Below are 24808 nucleotides of genomic sequence, written 5' to 3'. Positions count from 1 at the left end.
CGGCCGCCACAAGCACCTGAAGGAGTGTGCTGTGTCCACGATTTCGCACCGCCGCGAATCGTTCGCGGGGGAGCGGCAGGACGAAATCTCCGAGTTCTGCCAAGGCCTGTTCGCCCCGTTCGCCCGCTCTGACCAGCGGCGCTGGGGAGAGGTGTATCTGCGCGGCCTGCTCCACGCGGACGGCCGCAAGACTCCCGCCAACATCTCCGAGCACGTGCTCGGACGCCGGGCGGTCCAGCCCATCCAGCAGTTCGTCAACCAGAGCACCTGGTCCTTCGAGAGCGTGCGACGCCACCTCGCGGAGCGGGTCTGCGCGGTGACGCCGCCGGAGGCCTGGGCGTTCGACGAGGTGGTGTTCCCCAAGAACGGAGACCGGTCCGCCGGGGTGGGGCGGCAGTTCGTCGCCTCCGAGGGGCGGATGATGAACTGCCAGCTGGCCCTGGCGGCCTCACTGGTGCACAAGGCCGGCAGCCTGCCGGTCAACTGGCACCTGATGCTGCCCAGGCACTGGGACCGCGACCACGAGCTGCGCGGTCAGGCGCACATCCCCGAGGAGGAGCGCCACCGGCCGCGCTGGAGCTACGTGCTGGAGTCGGTCGACGAGATCCTGCACGAGTGGAACGTGCCGATCGCCCCGATCCTGGCCGACTGGAGCTTCGAACACGAGGTCGAGCCGCTGCTGCTGGGCCTGGAGGAGCGCGGCCTGGGCTACCTGGTGGAGATCGCCGCCAGCGCCCAGCTGCCGGTGCGCCGGCTCGGCGGCCCGGCCGGCTCCTACCGGCGGCCCGCCGCCGACCTGGCCAGGGACCTGGGCGAGCACGGCGAGCGCGCGGTGCTCGCCTGGCAGGACCGGCCGGAGAACCGCTCCAGGCACTCGCAGTTCATGGTGGGCCGGCTGCCGGCCGGACACCACCCCAAGCTGCACGGGGCCGGCCCGCGCGGTGCCCGGCACCTGGTGGTGGAGTGGCCCTTCGGCCGGCCGCAGCCGCGCACCTACTGGGTCACCAACCTGCCCGCGAGCCGGTTGGCCGAGACGGTCGCGCTGGCCGAGCTGCGGCACAAGGCGAGCCACGGCTGCGAGAAGCTCCAGGCCTTCGGGCTCGGTGACTTCGAGGGCCGCTCGTTCCGCGGCTGGCACCACCACGTGACCCTCGCCTCGGCGGCGCTGGGCTACCACGCGCTGCGCGAGCTGTGCCAGGACGGGGAGCGGGAGCAGGAGGAGGAGCAGGTCGGCCGGCCCGGGGTGCGGGTGCGGGTGAACTGACGCGGCCCTCGCGTCGCAGGGGCCGGTGCCCGCCAGCGGAGGCGGGCACCGGCCCCTGTGCCGTGTGCGCATCAGTGCGTCGGGGCGGGCTCCGGTGCGGCGTCCTCCTGGGGGTGGCCGCAGTGGGCGCAGACCTCGGGCGGTGCGGGCGCGGCGTGCGCGACGGTCTCGGCGGGCTCGCTCGGCCCGGCCGCCTCGGCCGCCTCGGCCGCCTCGGCCGGCGGTGCAGGCGCGTGCGCGGGCCGGACGGGCTCGGGCGCGGGCTCGGGCGCGGGCTCGGGCCCCGCGGCCGGCGGCGCGGGCGTGCGGGCCACCGCCGTCAGCAGCTGCACCGGTGAGCGCGGCTGCTCCTCGCGCGGGTGGGCCGCGCCCGAGGAGCTCCCCAGCACCTCGATCATGTAGAAGAGCAGCAGCACCCCGAAGATGGTCAGGCTGGCGATCGCGCTGATCAGGCCCACCAGGGTGGCCCCCAGGTACATGAACGGCCCCATGATGAAGTGCCGCCGCAGCACCGAGGCCTGGGCCGGGGTGATGTTCTTGCCCAGGTGGCGGTGGCCCGCGGCGGCGTAGAGCCAGACCGCGTTGAACGGTATCCCGCCCAGCGTCAGGGTGAGCCCGTAGAAGACCGCGGCCGTGCGCTCGCCGTGCCCGGAGCTCATCGCGTCGGCCAGCACATGGGTGGGGAAGGGGATGAACGAGACGTTCATCAGCAGGATCAGGTTGAAGAGCAGCAGGATCCGGTCGACCCGGCGGATGTAGTGGAGCATCGTATGGTGGTTCATCCAGACCACGCCGATGATCAGGAAACTGACCACGTAGGCGCCCAGCGACGGCCACTCGTGGGCCAGCCGGTTGATCAACGGCCCTTCGCCGGACGGTAACTGGAAGTCCAGCACGAGCAGCGTGATCGCGATCGCGAAGACCCCGTCGCTGAACGCCTCCAGCCGGCCGGTGCTGATCTCCACCGGCTCGGCGGCCGGGGGGTGGTGCTGTTCGTGGTGCTGATGGTGGATCGGATTCATCGCGCTGACCTCCCAGGGGGTGAACGGCTGCGGCCCGGGGCAGCCGGCTCGCTGCCCCGGGCCGACCGCTGCCAGGGATCTTGTGTATCAGGTCGTGATCACTCCGAGCCGATGAACCAGTGCTCGACGGCGGCGACCTGGTGGATGTAGCGCGGCTCGACGAACTCGCCGAGGTCCGCCAGCAGGGCGGCGAACTCGGCGGACTCGTAGGCGGTGCGCAGCGCCTCCTCGGTCTCGAAGTTGAACAGGTAGGCGCCGTCCAGCAGCGCCTCGCCCAGGCCGTACCAGCCGTCCCGGGTGAAGTTCTGGCTGTACCGCACCAGGCCCGGCAACTGGAGGGCGACCTTGGCGTGCTGCTCCAGCGAGCGGGTGCGGAACTGCTCGACGGTGGTGCCGTTGGTCCGCTTGACCAGCAGGATCAGCTTGACCGGGTGCGGGGTGGCCGCGCCCGGGCCGGGCAGCAGCAGGTGCGCGTCGGTGTCCAGCACCACGGTGCGCCAGAAGGCGGCCCAGTTGGGCTCGTCCAGCCGGGCGCCCTGCAGGAACTCGGGCGTCTGCAGCGAGGCGACCTGCTCCTCGTCGTTCTCGAGCCAGATCTCGGCGACCCCGCTCCACAGCGGGTCCGCCGGCTCGGGGCCGAGCGGGATCCGGGTGTCCACGGCGTACTTGCGGATCTGCGGGATCTTCGCGGCGTAGTTCGGCGCGTGCACCTCCAGCCAGTAGCGCTGGAACTCCTGCTCGCTCATGCCGGGCTTGGGATGGGCGAAGATGAGCTGGTGGATCATCGGAACTCCTCGTGTTGGACGTACAGATGACTGAGGATCAGACCTGGTAGCGCTTCTTGACGTCCTCGGCGAAGCCCAGGTAGTCGCGCAGCGGCCAGACCTCCTCGAACTCCAGGTACTCGCGCATCGGAAGCCGGCCGAGTGCGGTGCGGTCGAGTTCCTCGGCATCCGGCGACTCGATGATGGCGATCACCCGCTTCTGTGCCGCGACCTTCCAGATCCCGACGCAGAAACCCGAGTTGATGGTCTCCACGGCCCGCTCGGCCTCCTCCTGTTCGAGCTCCCACAGCTCGTCCAGGGTGAGTCTGCCTTCGTGTCTCCACTTCATCTGAACGTAGAACAGCATCGCGCTCTCCTCGTCTGACGTTGCGTGAACTCTCACGTGGTCGAGCCAAGTCGGCGGGCCAGCTCGTGGCCCGCGCCGAACACCTCGGTGGCGAGGTCGAGCGGGGTCTTGCCGTCGTGGCCGTGCAGGTCGGTGCGGGCGCCGGCGTCCAGCAGGATCCGCACGCACTCCTCGTAGCCGTGCCAGATGGCGTCGTGCAGCGGGCTGTAGCCGTTGGTGGCGCCCTGGAAGTCCAGGTCCACGCCCGGCCGGGCGACCAGCTGGGCGGTGATCGCGGCGTGGCCGTTGTAGACCGCCTTGTGCAGCGGGACGGCACCGAAGCAGGGCTCCACCGCGTTGACGTCCGCGCCGGCCGCCAGCAGCAGCGCGACGATCTCGGTGTGCCCGTCGCGGGAGGCCACGTGCAGCGGGGTGTGGCCGTCGTTGAAGCCGTTCAGCCGCGGGAAGACCTCGTCCACCGCCGCGCCGGCCGCCAGCAGCGCGGGCACCTGCTCGGTGTCGCCGGCCGCCACCGCCGCCATCAGGCGCTGCGCCTCGACGGCCGCGCTGTCGCCGGCCCGGCGGTCGTCGAGGTGGCGTTCGGCGGTGAGCAGCAGGTCCTTGCCGCGGGTGTTGACGTTGAGCTCGTAGTCGAAGTGCTGCTTGAGCGAGAAACCGTAGTGGGTGTACAGCTCCAGGCCCGCGCCCTGCGCCAGCAGGTACTCGACCAGGTCCGGGTACTTGTACCAGAGCGCGTCCATCAGCGCGGTGTGCCCGGTGGTGGGCGCCACCGCGTCGACGAAGGCGCCCGCCTCCACCAGTGCCTTGACCACCTCCAGGCTGCCGCCCTGGCAGGCCTTGTGCAGCGGGGTGGCCCCGGCCCGGGTGTCGGCGGTCAGCGGGTCGGCGCCGGCCGCCAGCAGCGCGCGCACGGTGGGCGCGTCGGCCCGGCCCGCGGCGATCATCAGCGCGGTCAGCCCGCTGTCCAGGTCGCGGGTGTTGGGGTCGGCGCCCCGGGTGAGCAGCAGGGTGACCTGCGCGAGGTCCCCGGCCGTGACGGCCTCCAGCAGTGGGCGGCTGGTGTGCCGGCTGCGCGGGTCGTCGTCGCCGCGCAGCGCGCGGATGATCTCGGAGGGGTCGGTGTAGGACTTCCAGCGCACGATCCTGCCCTCGCGCACGGTCAGCCACTGGATGAACTCGATCTCGAAGGGCAGGCCGGTCGCCTTGACCACCGACTCCTCGTGGATCACGCCGGCGGCGTTCTCGCCGTCCACCGCGATCCGGACCAGCTCCTCCTTGCCGACCTCGCAGATGCCGGTGAACAGGCCGAGGCTGTTCAGCACGCCCTGCTTGTCGTGCTCGGTGCCGATCCAGGCCATGTCGTCGTTGTAGCCGGGCACCGGCGCGTAGTTGATCCACTCCACGTCGTCGGCCAGACAGTCCAGCGCGGTCGCGAAGTCGCCGCTGGTCAGCGCGGTGAACCAGCGCTCGGCCACCGCCCTGGTGGCGGCGGTCTGCGGGGACTCGGTCATGTCGGTGCTCCTCTTCGACGGGGTATGCAGAGCTGGTCAGAGCCAGTCGGCCTGGATGAACTCGAGGTAGTGGCCCTCCGGGTCCTGGACGAACAGGGCCTTGACGCCCAGCTCGGGGACGTCGGCCACCTCGGTCACCGGTGCTGCGCCGCGCGCCCGCAGCTCGGCTGCGGTCCGGGCCAGATCGGTGACGTAGAAGGCGAGTTGGGATACGCCGTGCAGCGCGCCGTGGTTCGGCGGCGGCGGGCGGCGCAGCTCGATGCCGTTGGCCACCCGCATCAGCTCCAGCACCTGGGTGCCGTTGCCTAGGTAGACCACCTCGGCGTCGAACTGCGGCAGGGCCAGGCCCCGGATCGGGGTGAAGCCGAGCACCTCGCCGTACCAGGAGACGCTCGCCGCCAGGTCGGCGACGGAGAGGCAGGCGGAGAGACCGCGCAGCGCCAGCGGCTGCCCGGCGCTCACCGGGCCACCGCCGCCGGCTCGTCGCGCCGCAGCGCACCGAACAGCCGGGGCCAGTCGGGGGCCGCGGAGCCGGGCTCGTTGTACATCTCGAAGGTGATGCCGGCGCCCTGCGGCGCGTAGAGGGCCTGCACCACGGCCTCGGCCACGTCCGCTCGGCTGATCCGGCCGTCGCCCGCGTCGCCCTGTTCCAGGCGGACCCCGGTGCCCGCGTCCCGGTGGTCGGTCAGCCAGCTGGGGCGGATCACGGTGTGCGGCAGGTCGGCGGCCCGCAGCGCGTCCTCGCCGGCCAGCCGCCAGTCCAGCAGGTGGCCGTAGGCGTTCATCGAGTGGTTCTTGCGGGTCACGTAGATCTGGCTGACCAGCACCACGTGGGCCGCATTGGTGCCGAGCGCCGCCAGGGTGTTGAGCATCCCCTGGTACATGGTGGCGCGCGGACTGCCCGGACCCGAGTCCGCGGTGCCGGGTTCCACGCTGTAGACCACCGCCGAGCAGTCGGCCAGCGGGGCGGTCAGCGTGTGCGCCTCGCGGACGTCGGCCCGCAGGTGCGTGAGGCCTTCCTCGGGACGGGCGGCGGCGTGCGCGCTGCGGCCCAGGACCCGGACCCGTTCGCCGCGTTCCAGCAGGCTGCGCGCGACCAGTCGGCCGACGCGCCCGGTGCCGCCGATGACGGCTATCGGACTCTCCATCGATCCTCCCGTTCGGACGGGCTGTCGAGTGGTGGGGGTCAGGCTGCTGACCCGCAACCACAGTCGAGGTAACTATTGCAGTCACATCGGGTCAATCGAGAAGTCGGCGAGGAAGTCGGCGCTATTGCGTTCACTGGCGGGGGCAGGTCCTGGTTGACCGCATGGTCTGCCGGAGGGGTGACGGAGGCTCAGTAAAGCGCTGGGTTGTGCTCGATCGGTGACTCGGCACAGTACGACCAGTGATATGACGACTGGTCAAGTCGATGTAAAGCGATCCGGTCTGACTCATTGGGCCCACTGGTACACATGAACGGGAAGCCGGGCTCCCAGGTCCGTCGCGGCAGCCGCCGACGGGACGACCCAGGCAGTCGAGCACCGCCCCCGCCACCTAAGGAGACCATCGCTGATGGCGAAGAAGCGCATCCTCGTCGTGCTCTCGGAGTACGGGTACTGGGGAGAAGAGCTGATCGGTCCGCTGGAGACGTTCGACAAGGCCGGCTACGAGGTCACCTTCGCGACCCCGACCGGCAAGCGCCCGGTGGCCCTGCCGCCCAGCTACGACCCGGAGTTCATCGACCCGCCGCTCGGCCGCTCGGTCACCTCCACCGAGATGGCCGAGAAGGTCAGGGCGGTCGAGGCCTCGGACCGCCTCGACGACCCGCTCGACCTCTCCTCCTGGCTGCCCGACCGCCCCTACCGCAGCCGCTCGGACTTCCTGCGGGCGTGGGAGGGCTACCACACCAAGCGGCAGCACGTGCAGGACCAGATCGCCGAGCGCTACGACGCGCTGCTGATCGTCGGCGGCAGCGGCCCGATCGTCGACCTCGCCAACAACTGGCGGGTGCACGACCTGATCCTGGCCTTCTACCACCTCGACCTGCCGATCGCCGCCGAGTGCTACGGCGTGGCCAGCCTGGCCTTCGCCCGCGAGCAGGACGACCGGATCAGCATCCTGCGCAACAAGCACGTCACCGGCCACTGCATCGAGTACGACTACAAGGACGGCACCGGCTTCGTCGGCACCGACTTCCAGGTCGGCCCGCCGCCGTACCCGCTGGAGTACATCCTGCGCGACGCCACCGCGCCGCGCGGCGCCTACCACGGCAACTTCGGCCACGTGACCTCGGTGATCGTCGACTACCCGTTCATCACCGGGCGCTCCACCCCCGATTCCTACCTCACCGGCCAGAAGGTGGTGGAGGTCCTGGAGCAGGGGCTGCGCCAGTGGGGCTTCCAGCCGGACCTCTACCAGGTCTGAGCCGGGCGCCCCGGGGCAGTTCCCGGGCGGGCGGTCGCATCCGGCGCGCACCGCGCGACCGCCCGCCCAAACCCGCTCTCCGATCCCCGTGACGGACCCCTGTGACGGCCCCTGGCGACCTACCCCCGTGACCCGACCCGTTGTGTGCACGACCGCAGAGATGAGGCGAGGCGATGACCAGCAGGCCGGCCCGGGTGGCCATGCTCGAACAGTTCAAGGCCGACGGCGTGCAGTACATGTTCGGCAACCCCGGCACCGTCGAACAGGGCTTCCTGGACGAGCTGCGCGGCTTCCCCGAGCTGCAGTACGTGCTCGCGCTCCAGGAGGCCGTGGTGGTCGGCATCGCGGACGGCTACGCGCGGGCCACCCGCAGGCCCACCCTGCTGCAGCTGCACTCGGGGGTGGGCCTGGGCAACGGGATCGGCATGCTCTACCAGGCGATGCGCGGCCACGCCCCGCTGGTGGTGGTGGTCGGCGAGTCCGGCCTGGCCTACGACAGCATGGACGCCCAGATGGCCGCCGACCTGGTCGGGATGGCCAAGCCGGTGACCAAGTGGGCCACCAGGGTGGTGGATCCGCAGTCCACCCTGCGGGTGCTGCGCCGGGCCTTCAAGGTGGCCGGCACCGCGCCGTACGGCCCGGTGCTGGTGGTGCTGCCGGCCGACGTGATGGACGCCGAGACCACCGAGGAGGTCCGGCCCACCTCGTACCTGACCACCACCAGCAGCCCGGACGCCGCCTCCGTCGAGCAGGCCGCCGCGCTGCTGGCCGGCGCCCGGCGCCCGCTGATCATCGCCGGTGACGGAGTCCACTTCTCCGGCGCCCAGGCCGAGTTGGCCGACTTCGCGGAGAGCTGGGGCGCCCAGGTCTGGGGCGCGGACTGGGCCGAGGTCAACCTGCCGGCCGGACACCCGCTCTACGGCGGGCAGTTGGGCCACATGTTCGGCGAGGTCAGTGCCAAGGTGGTGCACCCCGCCGACGGGGTGCTGATCGTCGGGACCTACACGCTGCCCGAGGTCTACCCGCTGCTCGACGGGGTCTTCGGCCCCGAGGCGAAGGTGGTCCACCTCGATCTGGACAGCGGCGCGATCGCCAAGAACTTCCCGGTCGACCTCGGCCTGCTGGCCGACCCGAAGACCACCCTGCCCCGGCTCACCGAGGCGCTGAAGGCGCGGCTGACCGGCGAGCGCCGGGCCGAGGCCCAGGACCGGCTGGTCCGGGCCGGGCGGCAACGCGCCGACGAGCGCGCGGCGGCGCTCGCCGAGCTGGCGGGCGCCGATCAAGGACCGTTGACCGCAGCCTATTTCGGTGCTGAGCTGGCCAAGCAGCTGCCCGCCGACGCGGTGCTCTTCGACGAGGCGCTGACCTCCTCGCCCGGCCTCTTCCGCCACCTGCCGGCCGACCTGCCCGGCCACTGGCACCAGACCCGCGGCGGCTCGCTCGGCGTCGGCATCCCCGGCGCGATCGGCGCCAAGCTGGCCCACCCCGAGCGCACCGTGGTCGGCTTCACCGGCGACGGCGGCAGCATGTACACCGTTCAGGGGCTGTGGACCGCAGCCCGCTACGACATCGCGGCCAAGTTCGTGATCTGCAACAACGGCCGCTACCGGCTGCTGGACCTGAACATCGAGGAGTACTGGCGGACCCAGGGGACAGACGAGCACGCGTACCCCGATCCGTTCGACCTCTCGCAGCCGGCCATCGACTTCGTGCGCCTGGCCCGGTCGCTCGGGGTGCGTGCGGTGCGGGTGGAGAAGCCGGAGCAGGTGCCGGGGGCGATCACCGAGGCGCTCGCGCACCCCGGGCCGTTCCTGATCGACCTCGTGATCGGCCGCTAGTCACCCGTTCGGAGCCCGTGAAGGCCCACCTGGACCCGCGAAGGAGAGCGCGCCGTGGCGTTGAACGGCCAGAAGGTCGCCGTCCTGATGGAGAGCGACTTCTACGAACCCGAGATCCTCTACTACCAGCGCCGGTTCGCCGAGGAGGGTGCCGAGGTGCACTTCCTGACCCGGCTCTGGGGCAACGAGCGGCTGGTCTTCCGCGGCCACGAGCACCGGATGCCGTTCGAGGTGTCCGAGTCCTTCGAGGACATGGACGAGTACGCGCTCAAGGAGTACGCCGCGCTGATCGTCCCCTCGGGCATCGTCGCCGACCGGCTGCGCTACACCGAGAAGGTCGACCAACTGCCGCCCGCGGTCGCGCTGTTGCGTCGCGCGTTCGCCGACCCGGCGATCGTCAAGGGGATCATCTGCCACGGCATGTGGCTGGCCGCCCCGATCCCGCAGGTGATCCGCGGCCGGCGGGCGGTGGTGCACAACAACCTGCTGGGCGACCTGCGCAACATGGGCGGCGTCTACGTGGACCAGGACGTGGTGGTGGACGAGGACCTGGTCACCGCCCGGACCGGGAACCACTGCCACCAGTTCGCCCGCACCATCATCGACGAACTCGCCAAGCGCGGCAGCCGGCGCCATGCCGGGCTGTCCTGACGGTCCGCCGAGACGAGGGGGGAGCTGGAGATGACCGACACCGGACAGGTCCTGATCACCCGCACCGCCGCCGCGCCGGCCCGGTCCGCGACGGCGGCGCCCGCGGCGGAACGGTCCGCGCCGGAGAGATCCGGGCCGGAACGCCCGGCGCGGCCCGGCCCCGCGGCTCCGGCCCCGCTGGTGGGCCGGATCCCGGTGCTGGACGTCGCCCCGGTGGTGGAGGCCGGCCGCCGCCCGGCCAAGGCGGTGGTCGGCGAGCGTTTCCAGATCAGCGCGACCGTCTTCCGCGAGGGCCACGGCAGGCTGGGCGCCAACGTGGAGCTGCGCGACCCCGAGGGCCGGCCGGGCCCGTGGACGCCGATGCGCGAGCTGGCCCCGGGCACCGACCGCTGGGGCGCCGAGGTCAGCGCGGACCTGGTGGGCCGCTGGACCTTCACCGTGGAGGCCTGGAGCGACCCGGTGAGCAGCTGGCTGGACCGGGCCGAGATCAAGGTCCCGGCCGGGCAGGACGTCGAGCTGACCCTCGAGGAGGGCGCGCTGCTGCTGACCCGGGTGGCCGACGGGGTGCCCGGGGACGACGGCCGGGCCGCCGTGCACAGAGCCGTGGCGGCGCTGCGCGACCGGGACCGGGCGCCGCTGGCCCGCCTCGCGGTGGCGCTGCTGCCCGAGGTGGCGGCGGTGCTGAGCCGCTACCCGTTGCGGGAGCTCGTCACCGCCTCGGCGGCGCTGCCGCTGCAGGTGGAGCGGCAGCGGGCGCTGTACGGGTCCTGGTACGAGTTCTTCCCGCGCTCCGAGGGCGCCACCCTGGACCCGCCCCGCTCGGGCACCTTCCGCACCGCCGCCGAGCGGCTGCCCGCCATCGCGGCGATGGGCTTCGACGTCCTCTACCTGCCGCCGATCCACCCGATCGGCCACTCCTTCCGCAAGGGCCCCAACAACACCCTGACCCCCGGCCCGGACGACGTCGGCTCGCCCTGGGCGATCGGCTCTCCCGAGGGCGGCCACGACGCGGTCCACCCCGACCTCGGCACCATCGAGGACTTCGACGCCTTCGTCGCCCGCGCCCAGGAACTCGGCCTGGAGATCGCGCTCGACTTCGCGCTCCAGGCCTCCCCCGACCACCCCTGGGTCAACAAGCACCCGCAGTGGTTCGGCCACCGGATCGACGGCACCATCGCCTACGCCGAGAACCCGCCCAAGAAGTACCAGGACATCTACCCGATCAACTTCGACCAGGACTTCGACGGCCTGGTGATCGAGACCCTGCGCCTGCTGCGGCACTGGATGGGCCACGGCGTGCGGATCTTCCGGGTCGACAACCCGCACACCAAGCCCGTGCACTTCTGGGAGAAGGTGATCGGCGAGATCAACCGCACCGACCCGGACGTGATCTTCCTCGCCGAGGCCTTCACCCGACCCGCCATGATGCACACCCTGGCGAAGATCGGCTTCCAGCAGTCCTACACGTACTTCACCTGGCGCAACAGCAAGCACGAACTCACCGAGTACCTGACGGAATTGACCGAGGAGAGCGGCGCCTACCTGCGGCCCAACCTGTTCACCAGCACCCCGGACATCCTGCCCCGCCAGCTGCAGCACCAGGGCCCCGCCGCCTTCGCGGTGCGCGCCGTGCTGGCCGCCACCCTCTCGCCCAGCTACGGCATCTACGCCGGCTACGAGCTCGCCGAGAACCAGCCGTTGGGCGCGGACGGCGAGGAGTACCTGGACAGCGAGAAGTACCAGCTGCGCCCGCGCGACTGGACCCGCACCGACACCCTGGCCCCGCTGCTCACCACCCTCAACCGGCTGCGCCGCGAGCACCCCGCCCTCCAGGAACTGCGCAACCTCACCTTCCTGCCCACCGACAACGATCAGGTCATCGCCTACACCAAGCGCACCGGCGACGACCAGGTGATCGTGGTGGTCAACCTGGACCCGCACCACGTGCAGCAGGCCATGGTCTCGCTGCCCGCTGCCGTGCTGCCCGAAGTCGCCACTTCTGACGGCGAGTTCACGGTGTGCTGCGAACTCGGTGGCGGCGAGCACCGCTGGCGGCGGCACAACTACGTCCGGCTGGATCCCGCGACGGCTCCGGCCCACCTGCTGACGATCCGTCGGGAGCCCTGATGTCCCAGGCCCTGTGCGCCACTTGCCTCAGTGCCGAGCACGGCTCCGGGGTCCAGGCCGACGAGCTGCTGGGCCCGCTGCTGCCCGCCCTGCTGCCCTGGCTGGTGACCCGCCGCTGGTTCACCCACGAACAGGGCCACCTGTCCGCCCTGAACCCGGTCAGCGCCTCGGTGCTGGGCACCTCGGAGCGGGCGCCGGGCGACGGCGGCGGCCCGGTGCTGCTGCACTCGCTGCTCGACGCCCGGCACGGCAGCGTCGCCCACCACTACCAGGTGCTCCTCGGCCTGCGCCGCAGCCTGCCCGAGGAGCTGGCGGCGGCCGAGATCGGCCGGGCCGGCGGCGGCCGGTGGGACGGCTGGACGCTCTACGAGGCCACCGAGGACCACGAGTTGATGGAGCTGCTGCTGGAGCGCACGGCCGCGGCCGAGCCCGCCGGTGAGCTGCGGATGTCGCTCACCGGCGGCGCGCCACTGCCGCGCGGGCTCAGCGCGCGGGCGCTGGCGGTGGAGCAGAGCAACAGCACGGTGGTCTTCGGCGACCGGCTGCTCTTCAAACTCTTCCGCCAGCCGGAGCCCGGCCCGCACCCGGAGACCGACGCGCTGCGGGCGCTCACCCGGGTGCGCTGCCGGCGGATCCCGGGCCTGGCCGGCTGGCTGCACACCGAGGGCGACCCGCAGCACTCGGTGGTGCTGGGGATCCTGGAGGAGTTCCTGCCCGCGCGCGGTGACGGCTGGCAGCTGGCGGTCGACCAGGCCGCCGACTGCCTGGACGGCGCCTGCGCCCCGGTCCCCGGACTCGGCGGCTTCACCGCCGAGTCCCGGGCGCTGGGCTCCGCCGTGGCCGAGGTGCACGCCGCGCTGGCCGAAGCCTTCCCGCAGGTCATGCTGGACGGTGACGCGGTGGCCGAGCAGGTCGCCCAGCTGCACCGCGAGCTGCGCGACGCCGTCCGCCAGGTGCCCGAACTGGAGCCCTACGCCGGACGGTTGGGCGGCCTCTACGAGGACTACGCGAGGGTCGTGCGGCGCGGACCCGGGCTGGTCGGGCAGCGGATCCACGGTGATCTGCACCTCGGCCAGGTACTGCGGACCGAGGACGGCTGGAAGGTGATCGACTTCGAGGGCGAGCCGTCCCGCCCGGTGGCCGAGCGCGCGCTGCCGCAGCCGGTGCTGAAGGATGTGGCGGGCATGCTGCGCTCCTTCGACTACGCGGCCCAGCAGGCGCTGGCCCTGCTGGCCGAGCACGCGGGCCCCGAGCCGGACCCTGATCCGGCCGCCGAGCCGACTCCCGAGCGCGCCGCCGAGCGGCTGCGGCGCAGCAGACGCGCCTACGCCTGGACGGTGCGCAACCGCCGCGCCTTCACCGCGGGCTACGCGGCCGCCGGTGGCCTGGACCCGCACTGCCACCCCGTGGTGCTGCGCGCCTTCGAGGCCGAGAAGGCCGTCTACGAGGCGGTCTACGAGGCCCAGCACCGCCCCGCCTGGCTGCCCATCCCGCTGGCCGCGATCCAGCGCCTGGTCTTCGGGCGCTGACCCGCTCCCCGGCCGGGCCGCCCTCGGCGGCCCGGCCGGCCCATCCCGCCGCCTTGGAAGAAGGACCACCCCGTGACTCCGCGCCTGGCCCCCGAACTGGATCCCCCGGTCCTGCAGCTCTCCCCGGCGTGGCCGTCCCCCGAGGAACGGGGCCGGCTGCTGGCCGGCCGCCACCACGACCCGCATGCCGTGCTCGGCGTCCACCCGGTGCGCGGCGGTGTGGCGCTGCGGGTGCTGCGGCCCGGCGCCGAGCGGGTGCTGGTCGAGACGGCGGTCGGCGCCCTGGCGCTGGCCGCAGGGCAGGACGGTCTCTTCAGCGGCCTGCTGCCGCCCGGATGGGCGGCCGACTACTGGCTGCGGGTGGACTACCGCAGCGGCGCCGGGGGGTGGGGCGGCGTCGAGCAGGACGGTTACCGACTGCCGCCCACGCTGGGCGAGTTGGACCTGCACCTGATCCGCGAGGGCCGCCACGAGCAGCTCTGGCGGGTGCTCGGCTCGCACCTTCGCACGGTGGAGGGCGTGACCGGGACGGCCTTCGCCGTCTGGGCCCCCAATGCCGAAGGCGTGCGGGTGGTGGGCGACTTCAACTACTGGGACGGCACCGGCGCCCCGATGCGCTCGCTGGGCGCCAGTGGGGTCTGGGAGGTCTTCCTGCCGGGCGTCGGCGAGGGCGCCCGGTACAAGTACGAGATCGTCACCCGGGACGGGCGGCTGCTGCAGAAGGCCGACCCGCTCGCCCGCCGTGCCGAACTCGCGCCCGCCACGGCCTCGGTGGTGCACACGTCGCACTACGTCTGGGGCGACGGGGCGTTCCTGGCCCGGCGCGGCGAGGCGGGCTTCCTGGACCGTGCGATGTCGGTCTACGAGCTGCATCCGGCCTCCTGGCGGCCGGGGTTGGGCTACCGTGAGCTGGCCGAGGAACTGCCTGCGTATCTGCGGGAGTTGAACTTCACGCATGTGGAGTTCCTGCCGGTGATGGAGCATCCCTTCGGCGGTTCCTGGGGCTACCAGGTGTCCGGGTTCTACGCCCCCACCGCCCGGCTGGGCTCGCCGGACGACTTCCGGTACCTGGTGGACGCGCTGCACCAGGCCGGGATCGGGGTGATCGTCGACTGGGTGCCCGCGCACTTCCCCAAGGACGACTTCGCGCTCGCCCGCTTCGACGGCACCCCGCTCTACGAGCCCGCCGACCCGCGCCGCGCCGAGCACCCCGACTGGGGCACCCTCACCTTCGACTACGGCCGTACCGAGGTGCGCAACTTCCTGGTGGCCAACGCGGTGTACTGGTGCGAGGAGTTCCACATCGACGGCCTGCGGGTGGACGCGGTCGCCTCGATGCTCTACCTCGACTACTCCCGCCAGGACGGCCAGTGGGCCCCCAACGAGCACGGCGGGCGGGAGAACCTGGACGCGGTGGCCTTCCTCCAGGAGATGAACGCCACCGTCTACCGGCGCTGCCCCGGGGTGGTCACCATCGCCGAGGAGTCCACCGCCTGGGACGGCGTGACCCGCCCCACCGACAGCGGCGGCCTAGGCTTCGGCCTCAAGTGGAACATGGGCTGGATGCACGACTCCTTGCGGTACTTCGGCCGCGAACCGGTGCACCGCCAGTTCCACCACCACGAGCTGACCTTCTCGATGGTCTACGCCTATTCCGAGAACTACGTGCTGCCGATCTCGCACGACGAGGTGGTGCACGGCAAAGGTGCGCTGGTCGCCAAGATGCCCGGCGACTGGTGGCAGCAGCGCGCCAACCAGCGCGCCTACCTCGGCTTCATGTGGGCCCACCCGGGCAAGCAACTGCTCTTCATGGGACAGGAGTTCGCCCAGGGCGCCGAGTGGGACCACGAACAGGGCCCGCAGTGGTGGCTGCTGGACGCCGACTGGCCGGCCGCGGCGGACCACCGGGGCATCCAGCGGCTGGTCACCGAGCTCAACCGGGTCTACCAGGACTGCCCGGCGCTCTGGCAGCTGGACGCGGACCCGGCGGGCTTCGGCTGGCTGGACGCCGACGCCGCCCAGGACAACGTCTACTCCTTCGTGCGCCGCGACGCCGCGGGCAGGCCGCTGGTGAGCGTCAGTCACCTGTGTCCCGAGGTCCGCACCGGCTACCGGATCGGGCTGCCGTCCGGCGGTCAGTGGTACCCCGTGCTGGACACCGACGATCCGCGCTACGGCGGGGCCGGGGCCGGCCCGCGGGAGCCGTACCGGGCCGAGCCGGTGCCCTGGCAGGGCCAGCCGTTCAGCGTCGAGCTGACCCTGCCGGCGCTGGCCACGCTCTGGCTCTGCCCGCAGGGCCCCGCACTCCCGCTGGCGCCGGCCCCGCCGGCGGAGCCGCTGTGGCAGGACCCGCAGGACCCGCAGGCCGGGTGAGCGTGCCGCCGGGCCCGGGCCGGCCAGGACCCGGGCCCGGCGGACCCGCTCAGCGCGGCCCGGCGGGCACCTTGACCGGGGCCTGCATCGGCAGCAGGCCGACCCCGCTGAGCGCCTGCCGGTACATCGCCAGCGCCTCGGCCTGGTAGCCGTTGAGCTGCCAGACGTCCCCGGCCAGGCGCCAGACCCCGGCGGCGCTGCGGTTCATCGGGATCGAGCTGAGCTGCCGCTCGGCCGCGCGCAGGGTGTCCTCGGCGGCCTGCGTCTCGCCCCGCTCGAACTGGGCCCGGGCGAGCCAGACCCGGGCGCTGGCGGACTCCCAGCGGGCCTCGTTGCGCAGCAGGCCCAGCGCCCGGCTGGCGCGGTCGGCGGCGCCGTCGGCGTCGCCCTGGCGCAGCGCGAGCCGGGCGTAGCTGGTCTCCAGCATGCCCTGTTCGGTGGAGGTGCCCACCTCGACGAGCGCGTTCTGCGCCTCGTCCAGCAGGTTCTGCACCCGGTCCAGGTCGGGGCTCTCGGTGTCGAGCAGGTAGACGCCGCAGTTGTGCTTGAGCATGCCCAGGTGGCGGACGTTGTCGGTCTCCGCCATCAGGGCCAGCGCCCGCTCGGTCAGCGCGAGCGACTCCTCCACCTTGCCGCGGGAGTTGGCCACCACCGCGGCGTTCCAGTAGACCGCGCCGCGGGCCACCCGGGAGCCGTTCTGCTCGGAGAGCGAGGCCAGCCGGTTGACCAGCAGCTGGGCCTGGGTCAGATCGCCCCGGTGGTAGTAGCTGAACACCAGGGTGGCGCCGAGCTGGATGTGGTCGTCGGTGATGTCGAGGCCGAGCTGGTCGAGCCGCTTCATCGCCCGCTCGCCCACCTCCACGCTCAGCACCTGGTCGCCGGCGTCGCGGTAGGCGCGGCAGAGCGCCACCGCGAGCTGGGCCCACTCCGCCGAGCCCGGCACGATCCCCGGGTCCTCGAAGAGGGTGTTGAAGAGCTGGATGGCCGCCTCCAGCCGGCCGAGCTTCTCGAAGGCCAGCGCCTGGCCCAGGCGGGCCCGGCGCACCGTCGCCTCACCCAGCAGCGGGGCGTTCGCCAGCGCCTCGCTGTAGGACTGCAGGGCCTCGCCGTTGGAGCCGTTGCGCAGGGCCATGTCGCCGAAGGCGACCTTGAGTTCGAGCTCCTTGACCCGGGCGTCGTCCCGCCCGGTGCGCAGGTAGTCGACGGTGCACCCGACCCGCTCGGCGAGTGCCTTCAGCACGGTCTCCGACGGTGCCCGTTTTCCGGTTTCGATCAGCGAGACATAGCTGACCGAGATATCCGCGGATGCCAGGTCCTGCTGGTTGAGACCACGCTTCTGCCGCAACTCGCGCAGCCGCTGCCCGATGCCATTCGTACCGCTCTGTGATTGGTCCATGGTTCTCCGGTCAACGGGGAGGACGGCTGATCTAGCCGTACCTCGGGGACGCCCATTTGACTCCATTTTTTACACCACCTGCTGACAGTCTCCAAGGTTGGCGACTGACCTCAGGGCTGCTATCGGCCGAACGCTTGCCGCAGAGAATCTTGTTCCCCGAAAGCTCATGGTCACTCTCCGTGGGCTCTGGAGATCTGTAAAGATGATCATTGACAGACTGGGTCAATTTAGATTGACTCTGCTTGTCAACAACACCCGGCTCAGCGAAAGGCACTCTGTCATGCGCAAGATCCTTCCGCTCTATCTGTCCGCCGCGATGCTCGCCGTCGGCGCCCTGCTCGCCGTCGTCACCAGCAGCGCCGGACTCAGCTACGGCGAACAGAACCCGCAGGTGGACACGCCGGTGGCCACCGCCACCCCGATGGGCAGCAACGGCGGTATGGGCTGCTGCTGATCCCCTCCGCTCCCCGTGCCGCCACCCCCAGAAGGGACCAGCCATGCGGATCGACCTCCTGACCAGGGAATATCCGCCGGAGGTGTACGGCGGTGCCGGTGTCCACGCGGCCGAGCTGACCCGGGCGCTGCGACGCCTGGCCGAGGTGCGGGTCCGCTGTCTCGGAGCCCCGCGCGGTGAGGACCAGACCCATGCGTACCAGCCGCCCACGGACCTGGACGGTGCGAACGCGGCCCTGCGCTTCCTCGGCGCCGACCTGCGGATCGCCGCCGACTGCGCCGGGGCCGACGTGGTGCACAGCCACACCTGGTACGCCAACGCGGCCGGCCACCTGGCCGGTCTGCTGCACGGCGTCCCGCACGTCATGACGCTGCACAGCCTGGAGCCGCTGCGGCCCTGGAAGGCCGAGCAACTCGGCGGCGGCTACGCGCTCTCCAGTTGGATGGAGCGCTCGGCCGCGATCGCCGCCGACGCGCTGATCGCGGTCTCGGGGGCGATGCGCGAGGACGTCCTGACCGCCTACCCGGAGATCGATCCGGAGCGGGTGCACGTGATCCACAACGGCATCGACACCGAGGTCTTCCAGGCGGACGCGCGCACCGACGCGCTGGTCAGGTTCGGTATCGACCCGGAGCTGCCGATCGTGCTGTTCGTCGGGCGGGTGACCCGGCAGAAGGGGCTGCCGCACCTGCTGCGGGCCGCCTTCGAGCTGCGGCCCGAGGCCCAACTGGTGCTCTGCTGCGGCCGGCCGGACAGCCCCGCGATCGCCGCCGAGGTGGCCGGCCTGGTCGCCGAGCTGACCCGGGCCCGCCGCGGCGTGGTGCGGGTGGACGGCATGCTCGACGGCCGCAGCCTGCGTCAACTGCTCACCCACGCCACGGTGTTCGTCTGCCCCTCGGTCTACGAGCCGATGGGCATCGTGAACCTGGAGGCGATGGCCTGCGGGACGGCGGTGGTGGCCACCGCGGTCGGCGGGATCCCCGAGGTGGTGGAGGACGGCGGCACCGGCCTGCTGGTCGGCTTCCGGCCCGGGCCGGACGGGACGGGCGAGCCGGCCGACCCCGGGCAGCTGGCGGCCGGCCTGGCCGAGGCGGTCAACCGGCTGCTCGACGACCGTGACCTCGCCGAGCTGTTCGGCGCGGCCGGGCGGCGCCGGGCGGTCGAGCGGTTCTCCTGGACCGGCGTCGCCGAACGCACCCTGCGGGTCTACGAGAAGCTGGTCGGCTGAGGGCGACGGGCCGACCGGTGCGGTCCTGCTCACCGCAGGTCCGCCGGGCCGGTCCCGGTCGCGACCCGCAGGCCGGGCCGCGGGCGCCCGTTCAGCAGGGTGAGCGCGGGCCCGGCGGCGGCGGTGGCCAGCAGCGCCACCACCAGCAGCGCCTCGAAGAGCCGTTGGCCGATCAGGTGGGCCTGGTACCCGGCGCTCAGCACCACGATCTCGGTCAGACCACGGGTGTTCATCAGCACCCTGAGGCGCAGCGCGTCCCTGGGCGGGCAGCCGTAGTGCGCGCCGACCAGTGCGCAGGCGGCGAACTTGGTGGCGGTGGCCACCGTGAGCAGCAGCGCCACCAGCAGCAGGAACCCGCCGTCCAGCAGGCTCCCGCCGAGGTCCACCTGCTGGCCGGCGCCCAGGAAGAAGCAGGGCAGCAGCACCGTGGCCAGCTGGCCGATCGCCGGCTGCCCGCCGGTGGCCGCCACGCCGCTGCCGGACTTGTCGATGGACTTGTCACATGACGTTGTGACAGCCGGTGAAGCGCCACCGGGAGCCGTGCCCGGCCAGGCCAGTCCGAGCATCAGCCCGCCGAAGAGCGGATGCAGGCCGAGCGCCGAGGAGACCGCCGCGGCCAGGCAGACCGCGGCGGTGACGGTGACCGCCCCGGCCTCGGCGCTCCGCGCGCGCCGCGGCCCGCGCCGCACCCGGCTGCGCCGCCAGGCCAGCAGGGCGGCCAGTACCGCCCCGGCCAGCGCCCCGACCAGCTGCGGCCACCCCATCCGTCCGGCCAGCCAGAGCGAGAGGGCCAGCAGGCACCAGCAGGCCGCGTCGCCGATCGAGGCGGCCCGCAGGCTCAGGCGCCCGATCGTGCTCCGGTCGAGGCCCCGGTCCTGCAGGATCCGGGCCAGCACCGGCACCGCGGTGACCCCCAGCGCGCAGGCCAGGAAGAGGGCGAAGGCGTCCAGGCCGACGCCGGGTCCGCCCAGCCGGTGGGCGTGCAGCACCGGCGCCAGGGCCAGCCCGGCGGCGGCCGGTGCGAGCAGCGAGACGGTCGCGAGCACCAGCGGCGCGCGTGCCCCGCCCCGCCGCGCCGGCCCGCCGGACGGGTCCGCCTGGTCCGCCGCCCCACCGTCCGGCGTCAGCAGCTGCCGCCCGATCTCGAACGCGTACAGTGCCACCGCCAGCTGCGCCAGCCCGTTCAATACGCTCTGCGCCTCGCCGCCGAAGAGCTGGCGGTGCACCGCGGGCAGCAGTCGCCCGAGCACCGAGGGGCCGAGCAGGACGCCGACCGCGATCTCGGCCAGCACGGCGGGCTGGCCGACCCGGGTGGCCAGCCGGCCGGCGCCCCGGCTCAGGCCCAGCAGCAGGGCGAGCCCGGCCAGCAGCCGGGTGGTGAGGTCGAGGGTGGTCACCGGCGCCCCCAACGGTGACCCTGCGTGGCTGGCCCACGGGTGCTGCGGAGACGCACGGTCATCCTGAACCTCCCAGGAACGCCGGTAATCCTGTCGGGTGGCCGCGTTGGCCATTACCAGAAAATTGACAACGAGAAATATAACTTGTCACAGAAAACCGATCCGTGATCGTGCGCAGGTGGGGGCGTACTGTCGGATGTCCCAAGCTCCGGTCATGGCCGGAGATTGCCGCTGGACTTTGCCCCGGGGCGCTTGCCCCGGCGGCCGGACCGGGCACCGGGCCCCGGCGGGACTCACCGCCGGGGACGCCCGTCACGGTGCTGGCCAGCGTGCCGCCCGCCCGGCGGCGCCCGATGTCCGCCCGGTGGACAGGCCCCCGATCCGGTGGGCCCTGGTGCGAGGATGGGCGGCAGTACCGTCGCGGTGATCAAGGAGTCACGCCATGACCAGCAGCGCCGTCCACCCCCAGCGGATCGCCTTTCTGGGTACCGGCAAGATCGGTGAGGCACTGCTCTCCGGGCTGCTGCGGTCGGGCAAGCGGCCGGCCGAACTCTGGGTCACCGCGCGCCGCCCCGAGCGGGCCGCCGAACTGGCCCGCAAGTACGGCGTGGCGGCCTGCTCCAACAAGGAGGCGGCCAAGCTCGCCGACACCCTGATCCTGGCCGTCAAGCCGCAGGACATGGGCACCCTGATGGAGGAGCTGGGCCCGCACGTCACCCCCGACAACCTGGTGATCTCGGCCGCGGCCGGCATCCCCACCCGCTGGTTCGAGGCCCGGCTGCCGGCCCGCACGCCGGTGGTGCGGGTGATGCCCAACACGCCCGTCCTGGTCGACGAGGGCATGAGCGTGATCTCCGGCGGCTCGCACGCCACCGAGGAGCACCTGCGGCGCGCCGAGCAGATCTTCGAATCGGTCGGCAAGGCGCTGCGGCTGCCGGAGAGCCAGCAGGACGCGGCCACCGCGCTCTCCGGCTCGGGGCCGGCCTACTTCTACTACCTGGTGGAGGCGATGACCGACGCCGGGATCCTGCTCGGCCTGCCCCGGCAGGTGGCGCACGACCTGATCGTGCAGTCCGCGATCGGCGCCTCGGTGATGCTGCGCGACTCCGGCGAGCACCCGGTCAAGCTGCGCGAGGCGGTCACCTCGCCGGCCGGCACCACCATCGCCGCCATCCGCGAGCTGGAGAACCACGGCGTGCGCGCCGCACTGCTGGGCGCCCTGGAGGCCGCCCGGGACCGCTCCCAGGAGCTCGCCTCCGGCGGGAAGTGAACCGCACGGCGGCCACGCCGGATCAGTGCGGTCGGACCCCTCCCCAAAAGTCGGCCCACCACCTACGCTCGCGCCAATATCGTCGTACCGGCCGGTAGCGCCGGTGGTGAGCGAGGTCCCGGATGACGTCAGCGGAGGCGACGGCCGAGCAACCGGTCAGACTGCGCCAGGCCCGCACCGCCCTGCTGGTCGGCTTCCTGCTCCAGGGCGCGACCTTCGCCCTGCTGGTCACCCGGATACCCGGCCTGCAACGGCAGTACGCGCTGACCGACGGCACCCTGACCGTCATCCTGGCCGCCGTGCCGATCCTGGCCGGCGTCGGCTCGCTCTGCTCCGAGCAACTGGTCAGGCGGACCAGCGCACGCGCCGTGCTGCGCACCGTGCAGCCGCTGCTCGTCCTGACCCTGGTCGCGAGCGGGCTCGGCCACCGGCTCTGGGCGCTGGTGCCGGTGCTGGCCGCCTTCGGCCTGCTCACCGGTGCGCTGGACGCCTCGATGAACATGCTCGCGGTGGCCCTGCAGCACCGCTACGGACGCTCGATCATGCTCGGCTTCTACGCCGCCTACAGCCTCGGCGGGATCATCGGCGCGCTGCTGGCCAGCGCCGGCGCGCGCCTGCACCTGCTCACCCTGTTCGGCGCCTGCGCGGTGGTCCTGGTCCCGGCCGCGCTGCTCGCCGGCCGCTCCTTCGCCGGCCCGCGCGAGCTCGGCTCCGCCGTCCAGGAGGCCGCCGAGGCCGCCGCCCGGGCGATCCCCTGGAGGCCGCTGCTGCCGCTCTGCGCCGTGCTGGCCTTCGCCTACATCGCTGACGCCACGGTCTCCAACTGGAGCGCCAAGGACCTGACCGAGTCGCTGCACAGCTCGGACCGGGTGGCCGCCCTCGCCTACGCCGGCTACCTGGCCACCCTGCTGCTCGGCCGCACGGTCGGCGACCGCTGGGTGCAGCGGTTCGGCGCCACCGCCGTGGTGCGCGCCGGTGCCGGGGTGGCCGCCCTGGGCCTGCTGATCGCCGCGCTGGCCCCCACGCCGTGGCTGGGCATCGCCGGCTTCACCGTGCTCGGGATCGGCAACTGCGCGGTGATCCCGCAGGTCTTCGCGGCCGGCGGCCGGCTCTTCCCGCAGGACCTGGACGCGGCGGTGGCCCGGCTCAACCTCTTCAACTACGTGGGCTTCCTGGTCGGCGCCCCGCTGGTGGGCGCGATCGCCGGGGCCACCTCGTACCACTGGGCACTGCTGGCACCGATGCTGCTGGTGCTCGCCGTGGTCCCGCTCGCCGGGCACTTCGCAGCGCCCGCGAAGGGGCCGCTAGCGTTGGACCATGCCTCAAGCCGAGCCTGACCAGCCCTGCAGCCTGCGCCTCCTCTGGGACGAGGCGGTCACCGCCTACGACTTCGGTCCGGGACACCCGATGGACCCGACCCGGCTCGCGCTCACCATGCGGCTGATCGAGGCGTTCGAACTGCCCGCCGCCGCCGGGGTCACGGTGGCCGCCGCGCCGCCGGCCGGCGAGTCCACGCTGCACCTGGTGCACCGCCTGGACTACATCGAGGCGGTGCGGCAGGCGGCCGCCGATCCCGGGACGTTCGACGAGCGGCACGGCCTGGGCACCGAGGACAACCCGGTCTTCCCCGCCATCCACACCGCCTCGGCGCTCATCGCCGGGCAGTCGGTGGCCGCCGCCGAGGCCGTCTGGCGGGGCACGGCCCGGCACGCCGTCAACTTCGCCGGCGGCCTGCACCACGCGATGCCCGGCCGGGCGGCCGGCTTCTGCGTCTACAACGACGCTGCGCTCGCCGTCGCCCGGCTGCTCGAACTGGGCGCCCAGCGGGTGGTCTACGTGGACGTGGACGTGCACCACGGCGACGGCGTCCAGCAGGCGTTCTGGGAGGACCCCAGAGTGCTCACCATCTCGCTGCACGAGCACCCCAGCACGCTCTTCCCGCAGACCGGCTGGTCGAGCGAGACCGGCGGCGAGGGCGCCGAGGGCTGCGCCGCCAACCTGCCGCTGCCCGCCGGCACCGGCGACGCGGGCTGGCTGCGCGCCTTCCACGCCCTGGTGCCCGTACTCATCGCCGCCTTCCGGCCCGAGGTGATCGTCTCCCAGCACGGCGCCGACACCCACATCGAGGACCCGCTGGCCCACCTCGCGGTCACCGTGGACGCCCAGCGCGCGGTCGCGCTGAGCCTGCACGAGCTGGCCCACCAGCACTGCGAGGGCCGCTGGGTGGCGCTGGGCGGTGGCGGCTACGCGGTGGTCGACGTGGTGCCGCGCACCTGGACCCACCTGGTGGCCGCCGCCGCGGGCCGGCCGATCGCACCGGAGACCGAGACGCCGGCCCACTGGCGCGCCGAGGTCCACCGGTTGACCCGGCGTCAGGCTCCTGCTCGGATGACGGACGGCGCCACGGCCCACTGGCGCGACTTCGCGGAGAGCGGCTACGACCCGGGCGACCGGCTCGACCAGGCGATCCTGGCGGCCCGCCGCGCGGTCTACCCGCACCACGGCCTGCTGCCCTGAGCCCCGGCGCCGGGCGTTCGGCCGCCGCGGGGGTCTGGTGGCGGCGGCTCGCTCGGTGCACGATGGAGCGCGAAGCGCCTGCGCCAGAGGTCTGACCGACTACCTACTGCAACAGGCGGATCTCTGACCGTAAAACAACTCGGCGCCCCCCTCTTCCCACTGGTATCACCCGCAACTACTCTGGGGATACGCGTGTGTCGGTGGAGTCACCGGAGGGGAAGCCGGTGCCTTGCACACGGATAAGGGTCGGGTGAGGTCATGAGTTCCGGCGAACGCCCCCTGCAAGAGGTCAACTTCCTGACCGTGGCGGAAGTCGCCTCGGTCATGAGGGTGTCCAAGATGACGGTCTACCGGTTGGTGCACAGCGGAGAGCTGCCCGCCATCCGGGTCGGCCGGTCCTTCCGGGTGCCCGAACAGGCGGTCCACGACTACCTCAAGGACTCCTACGTCGGCCGACAGAGCGCCTGACCGGCGGGCCCGATCGGTCCCGATTACGGGGCTGGCCGGGTAAACGGTAGGCTAGGCCCTCCGTCAGTCGTATGGACTCCGTCTCTCACGGGCGGGAGTCTCAGTGAGCGAGGGTTGTTCCGTGGGCTCTGTCATCAAGAAGCGTCGCAAGCGTATGGCCAAGAAGAAGCACCGCAAGCTTCTGAAGCGGACCCGCGTTCAGCGTCGCAACAAGAAGTAACACCTG

General features: G+C 72.4%; 22 protein-coding genes. 14 read left to right on the top strand and 8 right to left on the bottom strand.

Annotation, left to right across the window (positions count from 1 at the left end; translation table 11 throughout):
* Positions 1–31 precede the first annotated feature (31 nt).
* Entirely contained in the window at positions 32–1264 is a 1233-nt protein-coding gene (locus tag OG500_RS16950; RefSeq protein ID WP_327067514.1) for an IS701 family transposase, read from the top strand.
* Positions 1265–1335: 71 nt separating this feature from the next.
* On the opposite strand, the gene OG500_RS16945 is transcribed toward OG500_RS16950, so the two are convergent.
* The 6 genes from OG500_RS16945 to OG500_RS16920 form a co-directional block, all read right to left on the bottom strand.
* Positions 1336–2286, bottom strand: coding sequence for a TMEM175 family protein (locus OG500_RS16945; RefSeq protein WP_329581093.1), 951 nt, complete (start codon positions 2284–2286; stop codon positions 1336–1338).
* A gap of 98 nt (positions 2287–2384) precedes the next feature.
* A complete protein-coding gene (locus OG500_RS16940; RefSeq protein ID WP_327067512.1) occupies positions 2385–3071 on the bottom strand; it encodes an EthD domain-containing protein in 687 nt (228 codons plus the stop codon).
* Positions 3072–3108: 37 nt separating this feature from the next.
* Positions 3109–3417 (bottom strand): muconolactone Delta-isomerase family protein, encoded by a 309-nt coding sequence (locus OG500_RS16935; protein ID WP_327067511.1) that lies wholly within the window; start codon positions 3415–3417, stop codon positions 3109–3111.
* A 32-nt stretch (positions 3418–3449) separates the two neighbouring features.
* Positions 3450–4928, bottom strand: a complete 1479-nt coding sequence (locus OG500_RS16930; RefSeq protein WP_329581089.1) for an ankyrin repeat domain-containing protein — start codon at positions 4926–4928, stop codon at positions 3450–3452.
* 36 nt (positions 4929–4964) lie between these two features.
* A complete protein-coding gene (locus OG500_RS16925) occupies positions 4965–5390 on the bottom strand; it encodes a VOC family protein (protein WP_327067509.1) in 426 nt (141 codons plus the stop codon).
* Positions 5387–6076 (bottom strand): SDR family oxidoreductase, encoded by a 690-nt coding sequence (locus tag OG500_RS16920; RefSeq protein ID WP_327067508.1) that lies wholly within the window; start codon positions 6074–6076, stop codon positions 5387–5389. The genes OG500_RS16925 and OG500_RS16920 overlap by 4 nt, the downstream gene beginning before the upstream one ends.
* 406 nt (positions 6077–6482) lie before the next feature.
* On the opposite strand from OG500_RS16920, the gene OG500_RS16915 reads away from it, so the two are divergent.
* The 6 genes from OG500_RS16915 (at position 6483) to glgB (ending at position 15852) form a co-directional block, all read left to right on the top strand.
* Positions 6483–7334 (top strand): type 1 glutamine amidotransferase domain-containing protein, encoded by an 852-nt coding sequence (locus OG500_RS16915; RefSeq protein WP_327067507.1) that lies wholly within the window; start codon positions 6483–6485, stop codon positions 7332–7334.
* A 173-nt stretch (positions 7335–7507) separates the two neighbouring features.
* Positions 7508–9172: a thiamine pyrophosphate-binding protein gene (locus OG500_RS16910; RefSeq protein WP_329581085.1), complete on the top strand. Its 1665-nt coding sequence runs from the start codon at positions 7508–7510 to the stop codon at positions 9170–9172.
* A gap of 54 nt (positions 9173–9226) precedes the next feature.
* Positions 9227–9823, top strand: coding sequence for a DJ-1/PfpI family protein (locus OG500_RS16905; RefSeq protein ID WP_327067505.1), 597 nt, complete (start codon positions 9227–9229; stop codon positions 9821–9823).
* A 30-nt stretch (positions 9824–9853) separates the two neighbouring features.
* Entirely contained in the window at positions 9854–11950 is a 2097-nt protein-coding gene (locus tag OG500_RS16900) for an alpha-1,4-glucan--maltose-1-phosphate maltosyltransferase (RefSeq protein ID WP_329581083.1), read from the top strand.
* Positions 11950–13479 carry a maltokinase N-terminal cap-like domain-containing protein gene (locus tag OG500_RS16895; RefSeq protein WP_329581080.1) on the top strand — a complete coding sequence of 510 codons (1530 nt, stop codon included), beginning with the start codon at positions 11950–11952 and terminating at the stop codon, positions 13477–13479. Before OG500_RS16900 ends, OG500_RS16895 begins: the two co-directional genes overlap by 1 nt.
* A gap of 72 nt (positions 13480–13551) precedes the next feature.
* Positions 13552–15852: a 1,4-alpha-glucan branching protein GlgB gene (gene glgB / locus OG500_RS16890; protein WP_442907042.1), complete on the top strand. Its 2301-nt coding sequence runs from the start codon at positions 13552–13554 to the stop codon at positions 15850–15852.
* Between the two features lie 49 nt (positions 15853–15901).
* Here the strand turns inward: glgB and OG500_RS16885 are convergent, their stop codons facing one another.
* Positions 15902–17248 carry a helix-turn-helix domain-containing protein gene (locus OG500_RS16885; RefSeq protein ID WP_327067502.1) on the bottom strand — a complete coding sequence of 449 codons (1347 nt, stop codon included), beginning with the start codon at positions 17246–17248 and terminating at the stop codon, positions 15902–15904.
* A gap of 280 nt (positions 17249–17528) precedes the next feature.
* Here OG500_RS16885 and OG500_RS16880 point away from each other — a divergent pair, with 280 nt between their 5' ends.
* The gene (locus tag OG500_RS16880; protein ID WP_327067501.1) at positions 17529–17702 is read left to right on the top strand and encodes a hypothetical protein; all 174 of its coding nucleotides are present in this window, start codon (positions 17529–17531) and stop codon (positions 17700–17702) included.
* Between the two features lie 43 nt (positions 17703–17745).
* Positions 17746–18930: a glycogen synthase gene (gene glgA / locus OG500_RS16875; RefSeq protein ID WP_329581075.1), complete on the top strand. Its 1185-nt coding sequence runs from the start codon at positions 17746–17748 to the stop codon at positions 18928–18930.
* A gap of 29 nt (positions 18931–18959) precedes the next feature.
* Here glgA and OG500_RS16870 read toward each other — a convergent pair whose 3' ends face one another.
* A complete protein-coding gene (locus tag OG500_RS16870; protein WP_329581072.1) occupies positions 18960–20327 on the bottom strand; it encodes a cation:proton antiporter in 1368 nt (455 codons plus the stop codon).
* A gap of 442 nt (positions 20328–20769) precedes the next feature.
* Here OG500_RS16870 and proC point away from each other — a divergent pair, with 442 nt between their 5' ends.
* From proC to OG500_RS16845, 5 genes are all read left to right on the top strand, one after another.
* Positions 20770–21597, top strand: a complete 828-nt coding sequence (proC, locus tag OG500_RS16865) for a pyrroline-5-carboxylate reductase (RefSeq protein WP_327067498.1) — start codon at positions 20770–20772, stop codon at positions 21595–21597.
* Positions 21598–21719: 122 nt separating this feature from the next.
* Positions 21720–22934 (top strand): MFS transporter, encoded by a 1215-nt coding sequence (locus tag OG500_RS16860; RefSeq protein WP_327067497.1) that lies wholly within the window; start codon positions 21720–21722, stop codon positions 22932–22934.
* Positions 22915–24114, top strand: coding sequence for an acetoin utilization protein AcuC (locus OG500_RS16855; RefSeq protein ID WP_329581068.1), 1200 nt, complete (start codon positions 22915–22917; stop codon positions 24112–24114). The genes OG500_RS16860 and OG500_RS16855 overlap by 20 nt, the downstream gene beginning before the upstream one ends.
* A 258-nt stretch (positions 24115–24372) precedes the next feature.
* Positions 24373–24582 (top strand): helix-turn-helix domain-containing protein, encoded by a 210-nt coding sequence (locus OG500_RS16850; RefSeq protein WP_035847941.1) that lies wholly within the window; start codon positions 24373–24375, stop codon positions 24580–24582.
* Between the two features lie 103 nt (positions 24583–24685).
* Entirely contained in the window at positions 24686–24802 is a 117-nt protein-coding gene (locus OG500_RS16845) for a 30S ribosomal protein bS22 (RefSeq protein ID WP_425311139.1), read from the top strand.
* The last annotated feature ends 6 nt before the right edge of the window (positions 24803–24808 follow it).

Origin of the sequence: Kitasatospora sp. NBC_01250 (genome assembly GCF_036226465.1) — a bacterium.
In the GTDB taxonomy this organism is placed as follows: domain Bacteria; phylum Actinomycetota; class Actinomycetes; order Streptomycetales; family Streptomycetaceae; genus Kitasatospora.
Note: the sequence above shows the minus strand (reverse complement) of the source record. Positions and strands in the feature narration are given on the sequence as shown.

Bases quoted from the DNA above. Each gene is read 5' to 3' on its own strand.
- OG500_RS16945 (WP_329581093.1), bottom strand. From the start codon at position 2,286: ATGAATCCGATCCACCATCAGCACCACGAACAGCACCACCCCCCGGCC.
- OG500_RS16940 (WP_327067512.1), bottom strand. From the start codon at position 3,071: ATGATCCACCAGCTCATCTTCGCCCATCCCAAGCCCGGCATGAGCGAG.
- OG500_RS16935 (WP_327067511.1), bottom strand. From the start codon at position 3,417: ATGCTGTTCTACGTTCAGATGAAGTGGAGACACGAAGGCAGACTCACC.
- OG500_RS16930 (WP_329581089.1), bottom strand. From the start codon at position 4,928: ATGACCGAGTCCCCGCAGACCGCCGCCACCAGGGCGGTGGCCGAGCGC.
- OG500_RS16920 (WP_327067508.1), bottom strand. From the start codon at position 6,076: ATGGAGAGTCCGATAGCCGTCATCGGCGGCACCGGGCGCGTCGGCCGA.
- OG500_RS16915 (WP_327067507.1), top strand. From the start codon at position 6,483: ATGGCGAAGAAGCGCATCCTCGTCGTGCTCTCGGAGTACGGGTACTGG.
- OG500_RS16910 (WP_329581085.1), top strand. From the start codon at position 7,508: ATGACCAGCAGGCCGGCCCGGGTGGCCATGCTCGAACAGTTCAAGGCC.
- OG500_RS16900 (WP_329581083.1), top strand. From the start codon at position 9,854: ATGACCGACACCGGACAGGTCCTGATCACCCGCACCGCCGCCGCGCCG.
- OG500_RS16895 (WP_329581080.1), top strand. From the start codon at position 11,950: ATGTCCCAGGCCCTGTGCGCCACTTGCCTCAGTGCCGAGCACGGCTCC.
- OG500_RS16885 (WP_327067502.1), bottom strand. From the start codon at position 17,248: ATGGACCAATCACAGAGCGGTACGAATGGCATCGGGCAGCGGCTGCGC.
- OG500_RS16880 (WP_327067501.1), top strand. From the start codon at position 17,529: ATGCGCAAGATCCTTCCGCTCTATCTGTCCGCCGCGATGCTCGCCGTC.
- glgA (WP_329581075.1), top strand. From the start codon at position 17,746: ATGCGGATCGACCTCCTGACCAGGGAATATCCGCCGGAGGTGTACGGC.
- proC (WP_327067498.1), top strand. From the start codon at position 20,770: ATGACCAGCAGCGCCGTCCACCCCCAGCGGATCGCCTTTCTGGGTACC.
- OG500_RS16860 (WP_327067497.1), top strand. From the start codon at position 21,720: ATGACGTCAGCGGAGGCGACGGCCGAGCAACCGGTCAGACTGCGCCAG.
- OG500_RS16855 (WP_329581068.1), top strand. From the start codon at position 22,915: ATGCCTCAAGCCGAGCCTGACCAGCCCTGCAGCCTGCGCCTCCTCTGG.
- OG500_RS16850 (WP_035847941.1), top strand. From the start codon at position 24,373: ATGAGTTCCGGCGAACGCCCCCTGCAAGAGGTCAACTTCCTGACCGTG.